This window comes from Brevibacillus sp. IT-7CA2 (assembly GCF_949767855.1).
Lineage (GTDB): Bacteria > Bacillota > Bacilli > Brevibacillales > Brevibacillaceae > Brevibacillus.
The window spans coordinates 1-15,164 of sequence record NZ_CATKQT010000005.1 but is presented as its reverse complement, the minus strand read 5'-3'; the positions used below and the strand labels follow the sequence as shown (position 1 = coordinate 15,164).

Here is a 15,164-nt window from a genome sequence, read left to right as displayed (position 1 = left end):
CTGTTCCGAAGAGGGACAGCCTTTTTCGCTTAAGATAGGGCCTCGCTGGTTACACCCCGGTAGTAATGAGTGTGCCCGTCATCATAAGTGGTTTGCCCTGAAAACTCGTGGTAATGACTTCCATCCGGCAGTGGAATAGGCGGACTCGTCCATCCCCTGTAGTGATGCACATGTCCATCATTAAACGTAGTCGTACCTTCGTAGTAATGGACGTGCCGATCTCTCATTCCTTCTGGGGGCGACGTTCTGCCACGTATTCGGTGACGATGACGATCCGAAATGCTTGTCAGTGTGTCATAGCCATGAAAATGCCCGGGCCGATCGGCAAATCGAATAAAGCGTAATGAGTGAGAGTGCTGAGAGCTCATTAAGAAACGCCCCTTTGCATGCATTTATCACTAATAAATGCGTTTATCAGGCGTTTCGAAACGGACATTCGTCTATGCGTTGAAAAGAACGAGAGCCTTCCTCAGTGGAAAAGGCTCTCGTCTGATTAAAACAGTTTTTTCCCCATGATATGATCGAGTGGAATTACGCCAATGACTCTACTATCATCGCTATTGTTACGATTATCTCCCATCACAAACACATGGTTTTCCGGTATGACGATTTTGGCATCAGGTACGTCGACCATCTTTTCTTTTATGTACGGCTCGTTTAACGGCTGTCCATTCCGATACAGGCTCTCGTTCTTAAACTCCAAAGTATCGCCGGGTTTGCCAATGACTCGTTTTACCCAGAATGTTTTAGCATCGCTTTTCCCCATGGCGAGCATGAGGAGAGGATTTTCAAGGATGTCGTCTTTTAACGTACGGTCCCGGTCTACACGGCTGTCGACCACGACAATATCGTTGTACTCAGGGAGATAAGAGAATGTGTGGGACAATTTCGACACATAGATGCGTTCGGCGTTTTGCAAAGTGGGCTCCATCGATTGTCCATTCACCTTAAATGGTTGGAGGACAAATATGTTAACTAACATCGCGAGTGAAAGGGAGATGCCCAACGTTTTCGTCCAGCCCCATATTGCTTTTACACTTTTCAAATCAGACCGCATCCTTCCACGTGAAAGATTACTTTGGTGTGGCTATTGATTAGTACGTGAAATGGTGCTTCTTGGTTACGTAAATGAAAAGATGACAGCATAATTGCCAGCTTGATCGATGTTCTCAGTCGTTATCGCTAGGATCATACAGAGGATCTGCAAAGTAACGCCAAGACCAAGTGCTTTAAGCATGTGAACGACCTGCTTTTTTGGATATTTTAACTGTATTTACGGGTTGCCATAAGATTAGATCTTCTTAACAAAAGTAACCCGGTCGTTTCCTTTTCCATCATAATTAGAAGTCACATCGATTCCATCCACCATTTGATCTCCTTTTTCAACCGCAAAACCTAGCTTCGTGTGGAAGGAGATTGAGCCTTTATTAACAGGAGAGGTAATGCATCGAATCGTATCGCATCCTTTTTGTTTTACAGTTTGAAAGAAATGTTGGTATAATTCGCGTCCCCATCCATCTTTTCGCTTGTCGGGATGCACCCCAACGAAGTGAATGTAAGCTTCGCCAGGCAACGTCTGGGACAAGAAGCCGATGAGGAAAGCGATGACTTCTCCATTCTCTTCAACAATAAAGCTCGTTGACTGGAAATGGATAAAAAACAGCTTGGGTAACATATCAGACATTTGTCGCCCGCCCCACCAATCGTTGAGGACCGTAATAACTTTGAGGTAGTCTTGTTCTTGTACATTTCGGATTTGCATCATGCGTGCCTCCTTATCAACATGCTCACTGTGACAAGTCTTTCTGCTCGGGCAGTTTTTCCCAGACTACAATGATTAGCGTTGCGATAGGGCCGAGAAATAAAGAGAGAAAAAACCAGTTGAGACCGCTACGATTTTTTCCTTGAGCTAGTCCAGCGTTGATGAGGGCCAATGTACCCCAACCAACAACATATTGATCTTCCATTTGCGAAATTTCCTCCATTGTTCAAATATTGCTCCTATCATATACGAAATGAAGTAAATAGAGTTGCTAAGAATTTTACAAAATGTGTATGACTAAACTAAAAATGGCCAATCGAAAACGAAGGGCCACTGAGAGGAACGTATCCACTTGGTCGAGGTGTCAGCCTGTTTGTTGCTTGTCCGGGAACGGAAAGGGTTCCCTGAACCATTGCATCAGGCGTTTTGATGCTCGGTTATTTATACAAAATATCATCCCGTAGTGATCCTACTTTGCTCAGAGCATCAGCAATATCTTCTTCGCTGACACCAAAGTGAGTCAAGGCATCACGCAGATGCCTAACGATAGCATCAAAATGAATGGGTTGCAGATTCATCCCTTCGTGAGCCTTTGCCATAGACTGGCCAGAATATTGATTCGGGCCACCGAGGGCATAGCTGATGAACTTTGTTTGATGTTTACGCTGTTTTTCCATATCGGTGTTTTTGAAAAAGTGGTTCACGGTGTCATCAGCTAAAACTAATTCATAAAAGTAGTCCACTACTTTTGCGACCGTATCTTCGCCACCATATTTCTCGTAAAACGTGCTCATCATTGGCCTCCTTAGGACGTTTGCTTCCCTTATATATTCCACCATTGATGGAAACTTATTAGAGAAAAGCCCGCAAGCTGATGCCGATTGCTTTCGACGTCAGCCTGCGGACTAGATGCATGCCATGTGCGCTTTGTTTTAGCCAATTTTCCTGATCACTTTCGAATTTCCACCTGAACTGAGAATGATCCATCCTTCAGGAACAGGCGAGGCTTGCAGTACCTCAATCTGTGTTCCGTTAGGAGCACCATTGACATTTCTGATCACATTCGATCCTCCATAGGTTCGAACCATGACCCATCCTTTTGGGATAGGAGAAGCGAGCATCACTTCTACCTCCGTGCCGTACGAAGCACCGTCCACATTCCTGATTACATTCGATCCTCCAAAGGCACGAACCATGACCCATCCGATTGGAATAGGCGAGGCGAGCATCACCTCTATCTCCGTACCATAAGAAGCACCGTTCACATTCTTGATTACATTCGATCCTCTAAAGGCACGAACCATGACCCATCCGGTTGGGATAGGCGAAGCTAGCAGCACCTCTACCTCCGTGCCATAAGAAGCACCGTTCACATTCCTGATCAGGTTCTGCGTTCCTAAAGTTCTAACGATAACCCATCCGGCTGGAATAGGTGAGGTAAGCGACACCCAGATTTCTTCACCATACATGGCGTTTCTGATTTTTTTATTGGAAGCGTAGGTGGTTGCCTTTTCCTGTGTAGGGAGCGCTGCTCCTTGGACTTGTGTGGCTAGAGAGGGTACTACGACAACTGAACTTAATGACAGGATAATAAGTGCTTTTTTAAACATGAGCATCAACCTTTCATAATAAAAGTTGTTTGGAAACTATCATCGAGTCGTAATCAAAAGTTGTATATTTCTAAAAATACTAATTTATTACATTTTATACGATTATCGTTCGGATTACTTTAGGAGATATTGTCGAATGGTAGGCAAAGTTGACGATATGTTGAACAGCCGCGAAAAAAGAAAAAGACCCTCTCATCGGTTGAGAGGGTTGAGGTAAGGTTAGAGTGTTCGCGATCGGAGCGTAATTGAGAGTATTCCTATTTCATAAAGCTTAAAGCGACGCCAATAGAATAAGGTACAAGCCATAAAATCCATACGATCAAGCTAAATTTATGGAACTGCTTGATCTGATTTTCATTCTTTTTCCACAGAACGACACACGCCCACACTGTATGGAAGAACATCAAGATAAGAGCGATCAACCCAGTAATGCCATGCAAATTTAAGCTGGAGCTCTCAGCGAGCAATTTCATAAAGGTTGTTCCGATGGTATCGAATACTAAACCGAAACCAAAAAAGATAAGGTGTGTCAGCTTTAGTTCTCCAGAACGTCTTTCGCTCCATACGCCAATCGTATAGGCAAGTAGAGCGAGATTTATAAAAATGACAGCTGCTGTTAACATGTTAAATCATCTCCTGTATCATTTCTTTTGACTACGCTTGTAAGTGTAATCGTTGAATATGAACGAGAGATGAACACAATCGTTAAGTGGTTAAGTGTCTAGAGTAAGTCCATTAGCAACTAGTTGCGTAGAGAAAAGAGGCTTTCATATGCGAAAGCCTCCATAAATAATCCAAACATTTAAGGAATTGTCACCGACACGGTTCCAACTGCTCTCCCGATTCCAGTGTTTCTTACTAATATATAATATTTTCCAGCGGGTAATTCTTCGGGGCTTGTAAAAGTAAAGGATCCGCTACCCTCAAAACGTCCAGTACCCAATGTTCTACTAGAACCATCTGGACCAAAACTCAAGATTCGATAAGTCAAGTTGGGTTTAATGGAGGAAAGCCTGCTTTTCTGCGTTACATGAACAGTAAGCTTTCCAGGTGACTGAATATCGAACAATTTAGAGTCAACAGAGCTTCTACTTTCTAATTTAGTGTAACGCAAAACTTCTGTGGTTTTCGACGCAGGAGCAACCGCGTCTGTAGACTGTGTTTGGGGACTGCTAGCTAGTGCGCTCGTCGGAATAACAAGCATGGCAGAAAATGCGAGAAGTGTGGTTTGGATAAATTTTTTCAATGTTATCACCTCCAATTTATTGATAATCAAAAACACATTACCTCTATATCCAAAATTTAGCAATGTTTTTAGGTGTGAAATATACATAAAAAGCGCCCCTTTTAAAGGAATACAAGGAATAGGAACTGATGCCCCTTCGAGGAGCACCAGCCCTGCAGAGTTAGTTTTCTAGGTGTGACAGATCATCTGCATCGAACAAGTGTTTCAAGATGGCGTGGCTCACTTCGGTAACGGGCTCGAAAACAAAAGCAACCAGGTGTTCGTTCGGCTCCAGATAGTAATTCCTGTAGCCCAACTGAATCAACTCCCGATTGAGTCGCGCTGCATCTTCGAAACTTGAATAAAAATACAGATGCTTGGTCATAGTAATCACCTCCTTCCGCAGTAAACCGTAGCAGAAGGAATAGATTCACACCAACGATCACGACCTTGATTTCCAGTTGGAAAAGGAAAAAAACCCTTATAAATAGATAAGGGTCAGGCTGTCGAGAAACCCCCAGTCTGGATTTCTCGGATTAAGATAAAAAATTTTGACCTTCTAGATTCGCTTCTAAGGCGTTTTACGAAGGTGGGGAGACATATTTGTACCCCCTAAAATGGCACAGAAAGTCCCCTTTTTTGCGAAAGGGGACTTTCTCAACACTCTGACCCTTATAAATAGATAAGGGTTTTTCCTTTCTCATAACTGTTGACTCTACCGATTATCCACTTTTTCTGGATACATATCATGATTCATCATCCGATGGCTAGCCATCTCCTCGTACTTCGTCCCCGGTTTTCCGTAGTTGCAATACGGATCGATCGAGATACCGCCGCGCGGAGTGAACTTGCCCCATACCTCGATGTAGCGCGGGTCCATCAGCTTGATCAAGTCGTTCATGATGACATTGACGCAATCCTCGTGGAAGTCGCCGTGATTGCGGAAGCTGAACAAGTACAGCTTGAGCGATTTGCTTTCTACCATTTTAATGTCAGGAATGTAGCTGATATAGATTGTCGCAAAGTCTGGCTGGCCGGTAATCGGGCACAGGCTGGTGAATTCCGGGCAGTTGAACTTTACAAAATAATCGCGGTACGGATGCTTGTTGTCAAAAGACTCCAATACGCTCGGGTCATAGGAGTAGTTGTATGTTGTGCCTTGATTCCCCAAAAGAGTGAGGGAGGATAAATCGCGTTCTTGTTGATGTGCCATATGAGTACAGTCCTCTTTTCTTCCATGAGAGTAAAATATCGTTTAAACGCCTCGTTTATTGCCCCAGACAAGCGCATGTAGTTGGGGAAGAACCTTCGCGTCATTCATGTCAGGTGTCGCCATCGCCTGATCGATCAGCCATTCAAAGCTCTCCAAAAGCTTATCCCGAAGCCGGGGAGTATCAGCGTCCGTCAGATCACTGTTTCCTGGCTGCAAGTAGAAAGGTACCTCTGGAAAACGCTGATGAATGGTGCGTGCATAGGCAAAGTCGGCGTCGTCGAAAACAACCACTTTCAGGCTAAGTCCAGGATGTTTTTGTTCCAAAAGATCGTGTACAATTCGATCAAGCGCTCGAAAATCTGTTTCCATCCCGGAACTAGGCGGCTTCGGTGAAATGGTAATGTCATCAATCAGTGGAAGCCACACTTGCCACTTGCTGCCTTGTGTTTCGATTGCTGTGCGAATGCCATGCTCCTTCAACAGGGCGATTAAGTCGCCGATGCCAGTCAAAAGAGCAGGATTTCCCCCGGAGATTGTGACATGGGAAAAACGGTCCCCGCCCAAACGAGTGAGCTCCTCCCAAATCGCCTCGGGTGACATTTGCTGAATTTCATCGCGGGCAGATCCATCCCATGTAAAAGCGGAGTCACACCAGCTGCAACGATAGTCACAGCCAGCTGTTCGCACAAACATCGTTTTTTGTCCGATAACCATTCCTTCGCCTTGAATCGTAGGGCCGAATATTTCCAAGACCGGGATCATTCCGTCATCCACTCCCGTCTTGCCTCTGCATAGCTGGTCGGTGTCTCGAATAGGCGAACGAACTCCACCCGAGCGCCGTTATAACGGTCGCGGTAAGCATCTGACTGCAATTGCTTTTCCATCTCTTCGAAAATCCACACGACCATGTTTTCGGCAGTGGTATTCATCGGAGGGAGCATTTCATTCAGATAGCGATGATCCAAATAAATTTCGATGTGCTCTTTCCAGATTTGCTTGATGTCGCCAAAATCGATGACGAGTCCAATTTCGTCCGGAAAGCCGCTGATGCCGAAGACGACCGTGTACGTATGGCCGTGCAGGTTTTTGCACTTTCCTTCATAAGCGTGCAGATGATGTGCAGCGTCAAAAGTAAATTCCTTGCTTACCAAAACGCGTTTGTTATGGTAGCGAAGCTGTGATTTTTGAATATGGGTACCCAGTGCCTGCATGCGATCGACGATACGAAAATCAAAGTTCGCGCTCATCAGGCTTTTTCTCCAGGTTGATTTTTCTCGGAAAGATAAGTGTCCAGTCCGGCTTTTCGCAGGTGGCAGGCAGGGCATTCGCCGCAGCCGTCCCCTTTGATGCCGTTATAGCAGGTGAGGGTATTTTCGCGAATATAGGTGAAGGCACCCAAATCGTCCGCCAGCTTCCACGTTTGTGCTTTGTTCAGCCACATGAGCGGCGTGTGAATCACAAACGGATAGTCCATCGACAAATTCAATGTCACATTGAGTGATTTGATAAAGGCGTCACGGCAGTCGGGATAACCGCTAAAATCCGTTTCGCATACGCCGGTCACCAAGTGACGTGCTCCTCGTTGCTTGGCGAATACGCCCGCAAAAGAAAGGAACAACAAGTTGCGTCCGTCGACGAACGTGGATGGCAATTGGCCTTCTTCCTGGGTAATGTCAATATCTGTGCGGGTGAGTGCATTGGGCGCGAGCTGGTTTAACAGGCTCATGTCCAATACGGAGTTTTTGACGCCGAGTTCTGCGGCAATTTGCTGGGCGCACTCGATCTCCAGCTTGTGTCGCTGCCCGTAATCAAACGTGAGGGTTTCTACTTCTCCGAATTGCTCTTTCGCCCAAAACAGGCAGGTAGTGCTGTCCTGACCTCCGCTAAAGACGACAATGGCTTTTTCCTTTTTCATTGCTCTCCATCTCCTTTTAATTATCGAAGAAAGAGAGTTCTTGAACTTTCCTGCAAAAAAACAATAACAATACCAAAGAAAGGTACTGTTATCCAGCTTAGTTTTTTATAGAGGGAGTTCGCGAACCTCTCCCGTGCAGATGCACGGATTTCTTATTTGTGGAACCTAAGTGGGCACCTTGAGACATTATACAACAATCAGTGTCGAAGTGGGGGGATTATCGCTTGGAAAAAGATTGACGGATGGAGGGTGCTACTGCTAGTGTTTTTTTCATAATCGATCAACATGGAGTGGAGCGGGTGATTTTGATGAGAGATGTCCCTTTAGTGGAAGAATATCGCGGCGGCATTCTGGAGAACGTACATAACGGCATCGTGTGCGGCGTGAATGAAAAAGGAGAGGTGGCTTTTCGGGCAGGCGATGAGAACCATATCATCTTATTGCGCTCCGCAGCTAAGCCCTTTCAAGCCATTCCCATCGCCAAACGTAAAATTGATGAAAAATTCGGACTGAACAGCAGCGAAGCAGCACTCTTTGCGGCCTCACATCGTGGTGAAGTCTATCATATGGAAGGCTTGGAGTCGATTTTACAAAAGACTGGCATTCAGGAAGATGAATTACTTACTTGCCCGACTTATCCGCTCAACGAGGAGCCGAAGTTTGCTTGCTTGTCCCAAGGCATAGAAAAACGTAGACTCTTTCATAACTGTGCGGGAAAGCATTTGGGGTACTTGGCGTTATCGAAGGGTCAAGGATATTCCACTCATGATTACTACAAGGCAGAGCATCCAGCGCAACAGGAGGCATTGGAGGTGTTTGCCAACCTGGCTGATTACCCAAAAGAGCAGGTTCAGCTAAGCGTCGACGGCTGTGGCTTCCCGGTTTTTGCGTTGCCGCTCAAGAACCTGGCGATCGCATATCTAAAGCTCGCTTGTCCGGATCTGATCGAGGATCACGAGACACGAGAGGCAGTAGTGAGAGTCACAGGCTGGATGACGAGCAGTCCCGAGATCATTGCCAGTCACAACTTCATCTGTACAGCGCTCTTAATGGATGAAAATATAATCGCCAAAGGCGGAGCGATGGGTGTATATGGCTTTGCTTTGAAAAAAGAGAGACTCAGCTTCTCGCTTAAGGTACTGAATGGCTCTGAATTAGTATGGCCGCTTATTATCGCATCGATTTTGGAGCAGATTCAGTATGATAATCAGGAAACCATCGACCGACTGCATGCGCTGGCGCCAAAAGCCATTAAAAACGACAATCAGTTGGTGGTAGGGGAGAAACGACCAGTTTTTATCTTGAACAAATGCTAAAAACGGAGGCGAAGTATCATGCTAGTGGAAGTGATTGCGACTTCAGTTGAGGATGCAAAACGTGCGGAGCAGGGCGGAGCTGACAGGCTGGAGCTCATCTCGGGAATTTTGGAGGGAGGCATTACTCCGAGCTGGGGATTGATTGAGGCAGTGGTCAAGGCGGTTTCCATCCCGGTAAACGTCATGGTGCGACCGCATAGCCAATCATTTTGCTATACAGCAGAAGAACTTGCGGTCATGCGGCAGGATGTACGTATCATCCGTGAACTTGGGGCAACAGGTGTCGTATTTGGCATGCTGACTCCAGAGAATAGGCTCGATCAGCGGGGATTGGAGCTGTTACTTGGTGAGTCAGGTGCTTTGAATGTGACGTTCCACCGTGCGTTTGATGATGCTGTGGATCAAATGGAAGCAGCGCTGATTCTCCTGAAATATCCCCAAGTTCGTACCATTCTTACTTCTGGGGGCAAAAAAACGGCCATCGAGGGAGCTGATTGCATCGAGCAGCTCGTCAAGCTGACAGAGAACACGCAGCTCACGATTTTGGCAGGAAGCGGATTGTCGCTGGCTAACGTGGGAGACCTCGTGAAACGTACGGGTGTCACAGAGGTTCATTTTGGATCGGCAGTACGAGAAGAAGGACAGGCTCTTCGATACGTTGATGCAGAGCGAGTGGCAGCCATCAAACAACTACTGTAAGTATAAAACAAGCCGACACCTTACTTTTGTAAGGTAGCCGGCTTGTTGTTCATTTGCTTCCGTATCCAGTAGCCGATGACGAGGAGTAGCGGGTACAAGAAACCTACTGTCAGATCAAAGAATGGCCAATAGGTAAAAGTCTCATATAAAAAAGTACCGTTGGGAATGAGCAGAATTGCGCTGGCGACAAATAAGATGCAAATGGGCAACGTAAGCGCCTGATGCTCCTTTAATTGGAGAAGCTGCTTGATACCCACGCAGAAGCCATACATGTACAACACCACTTTGAAATAGATCGAGACAAACCACATGAGAGCCATCATCGCTTCCTGCCTTTGAAAGAACTCCCCTACATGGACTCGTTTGGCGAGGGAATAGCTCGGAAAGGTCTCACGGGAAACCAATTCCGGGCCGAGCACCAAAAGCGATAAGAAGATGACGGCAAGCAGACAAACACCACCGTAAATGGCTCCTCGCAAAAAAGCAGACGTGAGCTTTTGTTTTGCATCTAGGAGCGGGGTAATCATGAGGAAAATAACCAGTTCCGAGAAGGGAAAAGCGGTCACGGAAAATACTCCTCTTATAACGGGCTTTATGCCATTTTCCAGAAAGGGGAAAAGGTTCTCGAATTGGAACTGAGGGCTTAATAAAAGAAAAAACATAACGAATGTAAAGACAAACCAAAGGAAAAAAATTTCGCTGGTCCGTGCGAAAGCTTCAAGGCCTAATCGAACAGCGAATATGGCACAGGCAACGAGTAAGAACAGGACAGCATGGATGGGAGTTTCTTTCATAATGTGAGTGGTCATGAATTCTCCAATCGTCCGTACATAGATAGCGCCGTTGATTAACACAGCCCCCAAAAAGAAGAGAGAAAAGAACGTGCCGAGCCAACGTCCAAATATGAGCTTGTTCTTTTCAATCAGCGTTTGTTCGGGGTAGATGCGAGCGACTACACAAAACAAGTATACGATGGCTATCCCCAGTACCATGCCGATCAATCCTGATAGCCATCCATCGTGACTCGCTTCAGTCGCAGGTATGGAAGGTAAGATCAGGATGGAATCTCCTATGGTGATGAATGTTACGAGGATGATAAATTGACGGCTGCCAATCTTATCGGAGTTCTGCATGATGCCTCACCTTGTCCGTAGGTTTATCTTACGTATTATTTCCAAGTTTAGGATGGATAAACGAACCGTAAGCAGGTACCGTCTCTTGTCTGGAACGTTTTCGGAATAGTATGATAAAAAGAAAGCGGCAAGAAACTATGAGCCAACAGGAGAAGGGAAGAAAAGCTGTGGAGCTGGAAAAAAGGTTGTCGGCCATTATCGGACAAGCAGAGGGGACTTGGGGCGTCGTTGTGGAGGAACAGGGCTCAGCTAAAGGAACCCGTTTTGAACATGTACCGGACGAGCTGTTTATTGCGGAGAGTGTGATCAAAGTACCGATCATGGCAGCCGTTTTCGCGGCAAGTGAGCAGGGGCATTTTCGATTGGATGATCAGCTTGTCCTACGCCATGAGGATCTGGTGGGGGGATCGGGGATTTTGTACGCGCTATCTCCAGGCTTGAAGCTTATGATTCGCGACTTGGTGACCCTCATGATTATTCAGAGCGACAATACAGCGACAAATATGCTGATTGATTTGGTAGGAAAAGCGCAGATCGACCAGACCATGATCGATTTGGGAATGCGCCAAAGCTGTTATTCACGCAAGCTGATGATTTATCCACTCGACATCACAGAAAACAATAAGATAACCGCTGGGGATGTTGCGAGTATGCTAGGTCAATTGGCAACGGGCAGTTATTTGTCTGAGCGTGCCTGCAAAGAGATGATCGCCATTATGAAAAAGCAGCAAGTCCGTAATGGTCTGCCGTCTCAATTGCCAAATGAGGAAGAATCCAATCATCCTGCTTGGGAACTGCCGTGTAAATCGGGTTGGGATACTGGCAGACAGCATGATGTAGGTTTGCTGTATACGAACAATCGCTGCTTTTCCATTACAGCCCTATCCAAAGATGTAACCGCTCAATCCGCTTTGAACACACTAGGATTACTGGGAAGAGCTGTGTATGACTACGCCATTTTGGCTGTCGATTAGATCGGCAGCTTTTTCATTTGTTGAAGGTTAAAACTTCCCCACCATTCCGTGTCCATTGCTGAACTGCCAGCAGCCGAGGCCTAGAGGAGAAAGCATCAGGTCTGAGCTGCCCAATTTACGCAAGACAGGCGTTTCGATTGCTCCCAAGCCACTTCACCTACTCCCGTTCTGTTATTGATTTAAGATACTTTCTTCCAATACAGCATACTTGTCGCCGTGTTCCTTAATGATATGCTTTTCGCCCCATAAGCAGAGCGAATCGAGAATACTTTTCAAGGTCCAGCCGTACTCGCTGAGCTCATACTCCACTTTTGGCGGAACCTGATTGTAAATAATCCGGTTGATGATGCCATCGTCTTCAAGCTCTCTAAGTTGCTGCGTTAGCATTTTCTGCGTAATCCTCGGCATTAGTCGTTTTAACTCACTTGTACGCTTTTTTCCGTGAGTCAGGTGACACAAAATAACGCATTTCCATTTACCGCCGATGACCTCAAGTGTAGCTTCCACTGAAATGTTATACTTCTTCTTCATTGTTGATTTCCTCCTGAATGATAGGTACTTATTAGTGCCTATCACACAAAAAAGTGCGTACTTTTACTTTTCGTTAGTCTATCTCATAATAACACTTGTCAAACGGCATGAAGCACATTAGGTGGCTGAAAACAGTCTTACTAACATAGAGAACATGGATGGAGGAGACAAGTTATGCCAAAACATTTGCAAGATACGACTACGCTGTACAACGGAGTAAAAATGCCTTGGGTGGGTCTGGGTGTTTTTAAAGTAGAGGAAGGCCAGGAGCTCGAGCTAGCTGTGAAAACAGCAATTAAGCATGGCTACCGCAGTATCGACACCGCCGCTATTTATAACAACGAAGAAGGTGTTGGCCGTGGAATCCGTGCAGGTTTGCAGGAAGCGGGCATCACTCGTGAAGATCTTTTTGTTACCTCGAAAGTATGGAATGCGGATTTAGGGTATGAGTCCACGTTGGAAGCATATGAGACGAGCCTGAAAAAACTCGGGCTGGAATACCTGGACTTGTACCTCATTCACTGGCCGGTAGAAGGAAAGTTCAAAGAAGCATGGAGAGCATTGGAGACGCTGTACAAAAAAGGGTTGGTAAAAGCTATCGGGGTAAGCAATTTCCACATTCATCATGTAGAGGAACTGCTTAAAGACGCTGAGATTAAGCCGATGGTGAACCAAGTGGAATTCCATCCGCGCCTGTCCCAAGATGAACTGCGTGCCTACTGCAAGGAGCAAGGGATTCAATTTGAAGCATGGTCTCCGCTTATGCAAGGACAGCTATTGGACAATCCAGTACTAAAAGGAATTGCGGAAAAATACGGGAAGTCCATTGCTCAAGTCATTATACGCTGGGATTTGCAAAATGGCGTTGTGACCATTCCAAAGTCGACCAAGGAGCATCGAATCATCGAGAATGCATCCGTATTTGATTTCGAACTGTCGAAAGAAGACATGGAAATGATTCATGCGTTGAACCAAAATCTTCGAGTAGGTCCAGACCCGGATAACTTTGATTTTTAATAGCTGATGGCATACAAAAAACTCCTGAAATCATCAGGAGTTTTTTGCGTTGAGGAAAAGGAATAGGATTCAAATGACTTCTGGCAACTGAATGTCGTCCATCGTTACCACACATTCAAATTGATTGGGGGAGTCGTGGTGAACATGCTCCTTGAGAATACCCATTTTCACGAAAAAGCGCAGGCTGGTGTAAACGGTTGAGAGTGTGATGTTTGGCATCTCGTTTTTCAAAGCATGGTAAACGTCTTTGGCTGTATAGTATTTCCGAGTGCTAAGCATAAGAAGGAGTACGGCTCTTCTTTGAATGGTTAATCTTTTTCCTAGATGTTTTACTTGTTGTGTGACACTGACAATATGATGATCCATTACAGGTCACCCCGTCCTTAGATTATAATAATTACTATATTATAATTATCCTTTTTATTTTGTGTGCAGTCAACTTTTTCTTTCCATATCTTATCCAGCTCTTGGCTTGAGCGTGCATGTTTCTGGGGGATGCGTAAATCTTACATAAGAGGGATAATGAAATAGGGGTTTTCTTTTCGACCAAAACATGGTAGTGTATGTGCGGATTTTGCTTACGTGATAATGTCAGGAGTGGAACCATGTGGCACGAAAAAGACGAACCGCAATCCAGATGAACAGTCCGCAGCGAAAAGTGCTCGAATATGGCATGCTGGTTCTAGGATCGCTAGTATTGGCAACTAGTTTCAATTTGTTTCTGAATCCAAACCAAATTGCTTCTGGAGGCGTTTCTGGACTTTCTACGATTTTGCATAACATGTTTGGTTTTTCTCCGGCAGTGGTGCAATGGGCAATGAATATTCCTTTGTTTCTATTAGGATTTAAACTTCTCGATCGGCAATACAGTATGAAGGCGGCGGTTGGTTCGATTGTTCTCCCTTTGTGTGTCATGCTGACCAGTCACCTGCAGCCGTTAACTACGAATCTCCTGTTGGCGAGTATTTATGGGGGAATCGGGGTAGGACTCGGGATCGGTATCGTGTTTCGGGGGAGAGGATCGACGGGGGGCTTTTCAATTGCTTCGCAGATCCTCCACAAATATTCAGGATTTAGCTTAGGTGCATGTGTAGCTGTGTTTGATGGACTAGTGATCTTGTTTGCAGGGATTGTATTCGATCCGGAAAAAGCATTGTATGCACTTATCGCATTGTTTGTGACCAGCAAGACGATTGATATTGTTCAGATGGGCTGGAATACCTCCAAAGTCGCTTATATCATTTCGAATGAAACAGATACGCTGAGAGAAACCATCTTGTATGATTTGGACCGTGGTGTCACTTTGTTGGATGGTGCTGGTGGATATACCGGAGACGCGCGTAAGGTACTCATGGCAGTTGTCAGCCAAAGTGAAGTGAGCAAGCTGAAAATCATGGTACGCTCCGTGGACCCAGATGCATTCATTATTTTGTGCCCTGCTCAAGAAGTGTTGGGAGAGGGCTTTCGAGCAGGATAGTATAATAGAAGAAAAGAGCGGTGGGGAGTCGTTCCACTGCTCTTTTTTTTGTTCGATTTTTATTCTGAATGAAATTATTTTAGATTTTCTATTGCATTTAAAATTTATACGTGCTATATTAAATCTCGTGAGCGGGACACACACGAAACGCACACAACGAAAAACAAATCAAATGCCGGTGTAGCTCAATTGGTAGAGCACCTGACTTGTAATCAGGGGGTTGTGGGTTCAAGTCCTATCGCCGGCACCACTACATAACCTGTAGGAGGGAAATGAAGCGCATGATAGCGCG

General features: G+C 45.5%; 21 protein-coding genes, 1 tRNA gene, 1 pseudogene and 1 riboswitch. Of the genes and pseudogenes, 6 read left to right on the top strand and 17 right to left on the bottom strand.

The genetic code is table 11. The annotated features are described in order from the left end of the window. Positions 1-29: 29 nt before the first annotated feature. The 13 genes from ACM6JA_RS03165 to queC form a co-directional block, all read right to left on the bottom strand. On the bottom strand, positions 30-368 hold the full coding sequence (locus ACM6JA_RS03165) for a YmaF family protein (RefSeq protein ID WP_414851157.1): 339 nt from the start codon (positions 366-368) through the stop codon (positions 30-32). A gap of 125 nt (positions 369-493) precedes the next feature. Beyond that, the gene (gene lepB / locus ACM6JA_RS03160) at positions 494-1,057 is read right to left on the bottom strand and encodes a signal peptidase I (RefSeq protein ID WP_414851156.1); all 564 of its coding nucleotides are present in this window, start codon (positions 1,055-1,057) and stop codon (positions 494-496) included. A 234-nt stretch (positions 1,058-1,291) separates the two neighbouring features. Continuing rightward, complete coding sequence (locus ACM6JA_RS03155) at positions 1,292-1,762, bottom strand: GNAT family N-acetyltransferase (protein WP_414851262.1); 471 nt, start codon at positions 1,760-1,762, stop codon at positions 1,292-1,294. 25 nt (positions 1,763-1,787) lie between these two features. Then, on the bottom strand, positions 1,788-1,967 hold the full coding sequence (locus ACM6JA_RS03150; RefSeq protein ID WP_414851155.1) for a hypothetical protein: 180 nt from the start codon (positions 1,965-1,967) through the stop codon (positions 1,788-1,790). Between the two features lie 232 nt (positions 1,968-2,199). After that, positions 2,200-2,556 (bottom strand): group I truncated hemoglobin, encoded by a 357-nt coding sequence (locus ACM6JA_RS03145; RefSeq protein WP_414851154.1) that lies wholly within the window; start codon positions 2,554-2,556, stop codon positions 2,200-2,202. 138 nt (positions 2,557-2,694) lie between these two features. Beyond that, the gene (locus ACM6JA_RS03140; protein WP_414851153.1) at positions 2,695-3,372 is read right to left on the bottom strand and encodes a hypothetical protein; all 678 of its coding nucleotides are present in this window, start codon (positions 3,370-3,372) and stop codon (positions 2,695-2,697) included. Positions 3,373-3,629: 257 nt separating this feature from the next. Next, the gene (locus ACM6JA_RS03135) at positions 3,630-3,995 is read right to left on the bottom strand and encodes an HsmA family protein (RefSeq protein WP_414851152.1); all 366 of its coding nucleotides are present in this window, start codon (positions 3,993-3,995) and stop codon (positions 3,630-3,632) included. A gap of 179 nt (positions 3,996-4,174) precedes the next feature. Beyond that, positions 4,175-4,618 carry a hypothetical protein gene (locus tag ACM6JA_RS03130; RefSeq protein WP_414851151.1) on the bottom strand — a complete coding sequence of 148 codons (444 nt, stop codon included), beginning with the start codon at positions 4,616-4,618 and terminating at the stop codon, positions 4,175-4,177. Between the two features lie 160 nt (positions 4,619-4,778). Further along, entirely contained in the window at positions 4,779-4,982 is a 204-nt protein-coding gene (locus tag ACM6JA_RS03125; protein ID WP_414851150.1) for a hypothetical protein, read from the bottom strand. A 330-nt stretch (positions 4,983-5,312) separates the two neighbouring features. Then, complete coding sequence (gene queF, locus ACM6JA_RS03120; protein ID WP_007729714.1) at positions 5,313-5,810, bottom strand: preQ(1) synthase; 498 nt, start codon at positions 5,808-5,810, stop codon at positions 5,313-5,315. Positions 5,811-5,852: 42 nt separating this feature from the next. Next, positions 5,853-6,572 carry a 7-carboxy-7-deazaguanine synthase QueE gene (gene queE, locus ACM6JA_RS03115; protein ID WP_414851149.1) on the bottom strand — a complete coding sequence of 240 codons (720 nt, stop codon included), beginning with the start codon at positions 6,570-6,572 and terminating at the stop codon, positions 5,853-5,855. Next, positions 6,569-7,057, bottom strand: a complete 489-nt coding sequence (queD, locus tag ACM6JA_RS03110; protein ID WP_007729718.1) for a 6-carboxytetrahydropterin synthase QueD — start codon at positions 7,055-7,057, stop codon at positions 6,569-6,571. Before queD ends, queE begins: the two co-directional genes overlap by 4 nt. Then, a complete protein-coding gene (queC, locus tag ACM6JA_RS03105; RefSeq protein WP_414851148.1) occupies positions 7,057-7,725 on the bottom strand; it encodes a 7-cyano-7-deazaguanine synthase QueC in 669 nt (222 codons plus the stop codon). The genes queD and queC overlap by 1 nt, the downstream gene beginning before the upstream one ends. A gap of 91 nt (positions 7,726-7,816) precedes the next feature. Beyond that, positions 7,817-7,860: riboswitch (PreQ1 riboswitch) on the bottom strand. Between the two features lie 173 nt (positions 7,861-8,033). On the opposite strand from queC, the gene ACM6JA_RS03100 reads away from it, so the two are divergent. Together ACM6JA_RS03100 and ACM6JA_RS03095 are read left to right on the top strand one after the other, a co-directional pair. Continuing rightward, positions 8,034-9,041, top strand: coding sequence for an asparaginase (locus ACM6JA_RS03100; RefSeq protein ID WP_414851261.1), 1,008 nt, complete (start codon positions 8,034-8,036; stop codon positions 9,039-9,041). Between the two features lie 18 nt (positions 9,042-9,059). Then, positions 9,060-9,740, top strand: coding sequence for a copper homeostasis protein CutC (locus ACM6JA_RS03095; protein ID WP_414851147.1), 681 nt, complete (start codon positions 9,060-9,062; stop codon positions 9,738-9,740). A gap of 20 nt (positions 9,741-9,760) precedes the next feature. On the opposite strand, the gene ACM6JA_RS03090 is transcribed toward ACM6JA_RS03095, so the two are convergent. Next, positions 9,761-10,873, bottom strand: a complete 1,113-nt coding sequence (locus ACM6JA_RS03090; RefSeq protein ID WP_414851146.1) for a GerAB/ArcD/ProY family transporter — start codon at positions 10,871-10,873, stop codon at positions 9,761-9,763. Positions 10,874-11,010: 137 nt separating this feature from the next. On the opposite strand from ACM6JA_RS03090, the gene ACM6JA_RS03085 reads away from it, so the two are divergent. After that, on the top strand, positions 11,011-11,847 hold the full coding sequence (locus tag ACM6JA_RS03085) for a serine hydrolase (protein ID WP_414851145.1): 837 nt from the start codon (positions 11,011-11,013) through the stop codon (positions 11,845-11,847). 30 nt (positions 11,848-11,877) lie between these two features. On the opposite strand, the pseudogene ACM6JA_RS03080 reads toward ACM6JA_RS03085, so the two are convergent. Together ACM6JA_RS03080 and ACM6JA_RS03075 are read right to left on the bottom strand one after the other, a co-directional pair. Then, positions 11,878-11,994 (bottom strand): annotated as a pseudogene (locus ACM6JA_RS03080) (aldo/keto reductase); the annotation flags it as partial. A gap of 24 nt (positions 11,995-12,018) precedes the next feature. After that, positions 12,019-12,378, bottom strand: a complete 360-nt coding sequence (locus ACM6JA_RS03075) for a winged helix-turn-helix transcriptional regulator (protein ID WP_414851144.1) — start codon at positions 12,376-12,378, stop codon at positions 12,019-12,021. A gap of 174 nt (positions 12,379-12,552) precedes the next feature. Here ACM6JA_RS03075 and ACM6JA_RS03070 point away from each other — a divergent pair, with 174 nt between their 5' ends. Beyond that, a complete protein-coding gene (locus ACM6JA_RS03070) occupies positions 12,553-13,395 on the top strand; it encodes an aldo/keto reductase (protein WP_414851143.1) in 843 nt (280 codons plus the stop codon). A gap of 69 nt (positions 13,396-13,464) precedes the next feature. Here ACM6JA_RS03070 and ACM6JA_RS03065 read toward each other — a convergent pair whose 3' ends face one another. Continuing rightward, complete coding sequence (locus tag ACM6JA_RS03065) at positions 13,465-13,761, bottom strand: Fur family transcriptional regulator (RefSeq protein ID WP_414851142.1); 297 nt, start codon at positions 13,759-13,761, stop codon at positions 13,465-13,467. A gap of 241 nt (positions 13,762-14,002) precedes the next feature. On the opposite strand from ACM6JA_RS03065, the gene ACM6JA_RS03060 reads away from it, so the two are divergent. Next, positions 14,003-14,872, top strand: coding sequence for a YitT family protein (locus tag ACM6JA_RS03060; RefSeq protein WP_414851141.1), 870 nt, complete (start codon positions 14,003-14,005; stop codon positions 14,870-14,872). 174 nt (positions 14,873-15,046) lie between these two features. After that, positions 15,047-15,122 (top strand) — tRNA-Thr (locus tag ACM6JA_RS03055). The last annotated feature ends 42 nt before the right edge of the window (positions 15,123-15,164 follow it).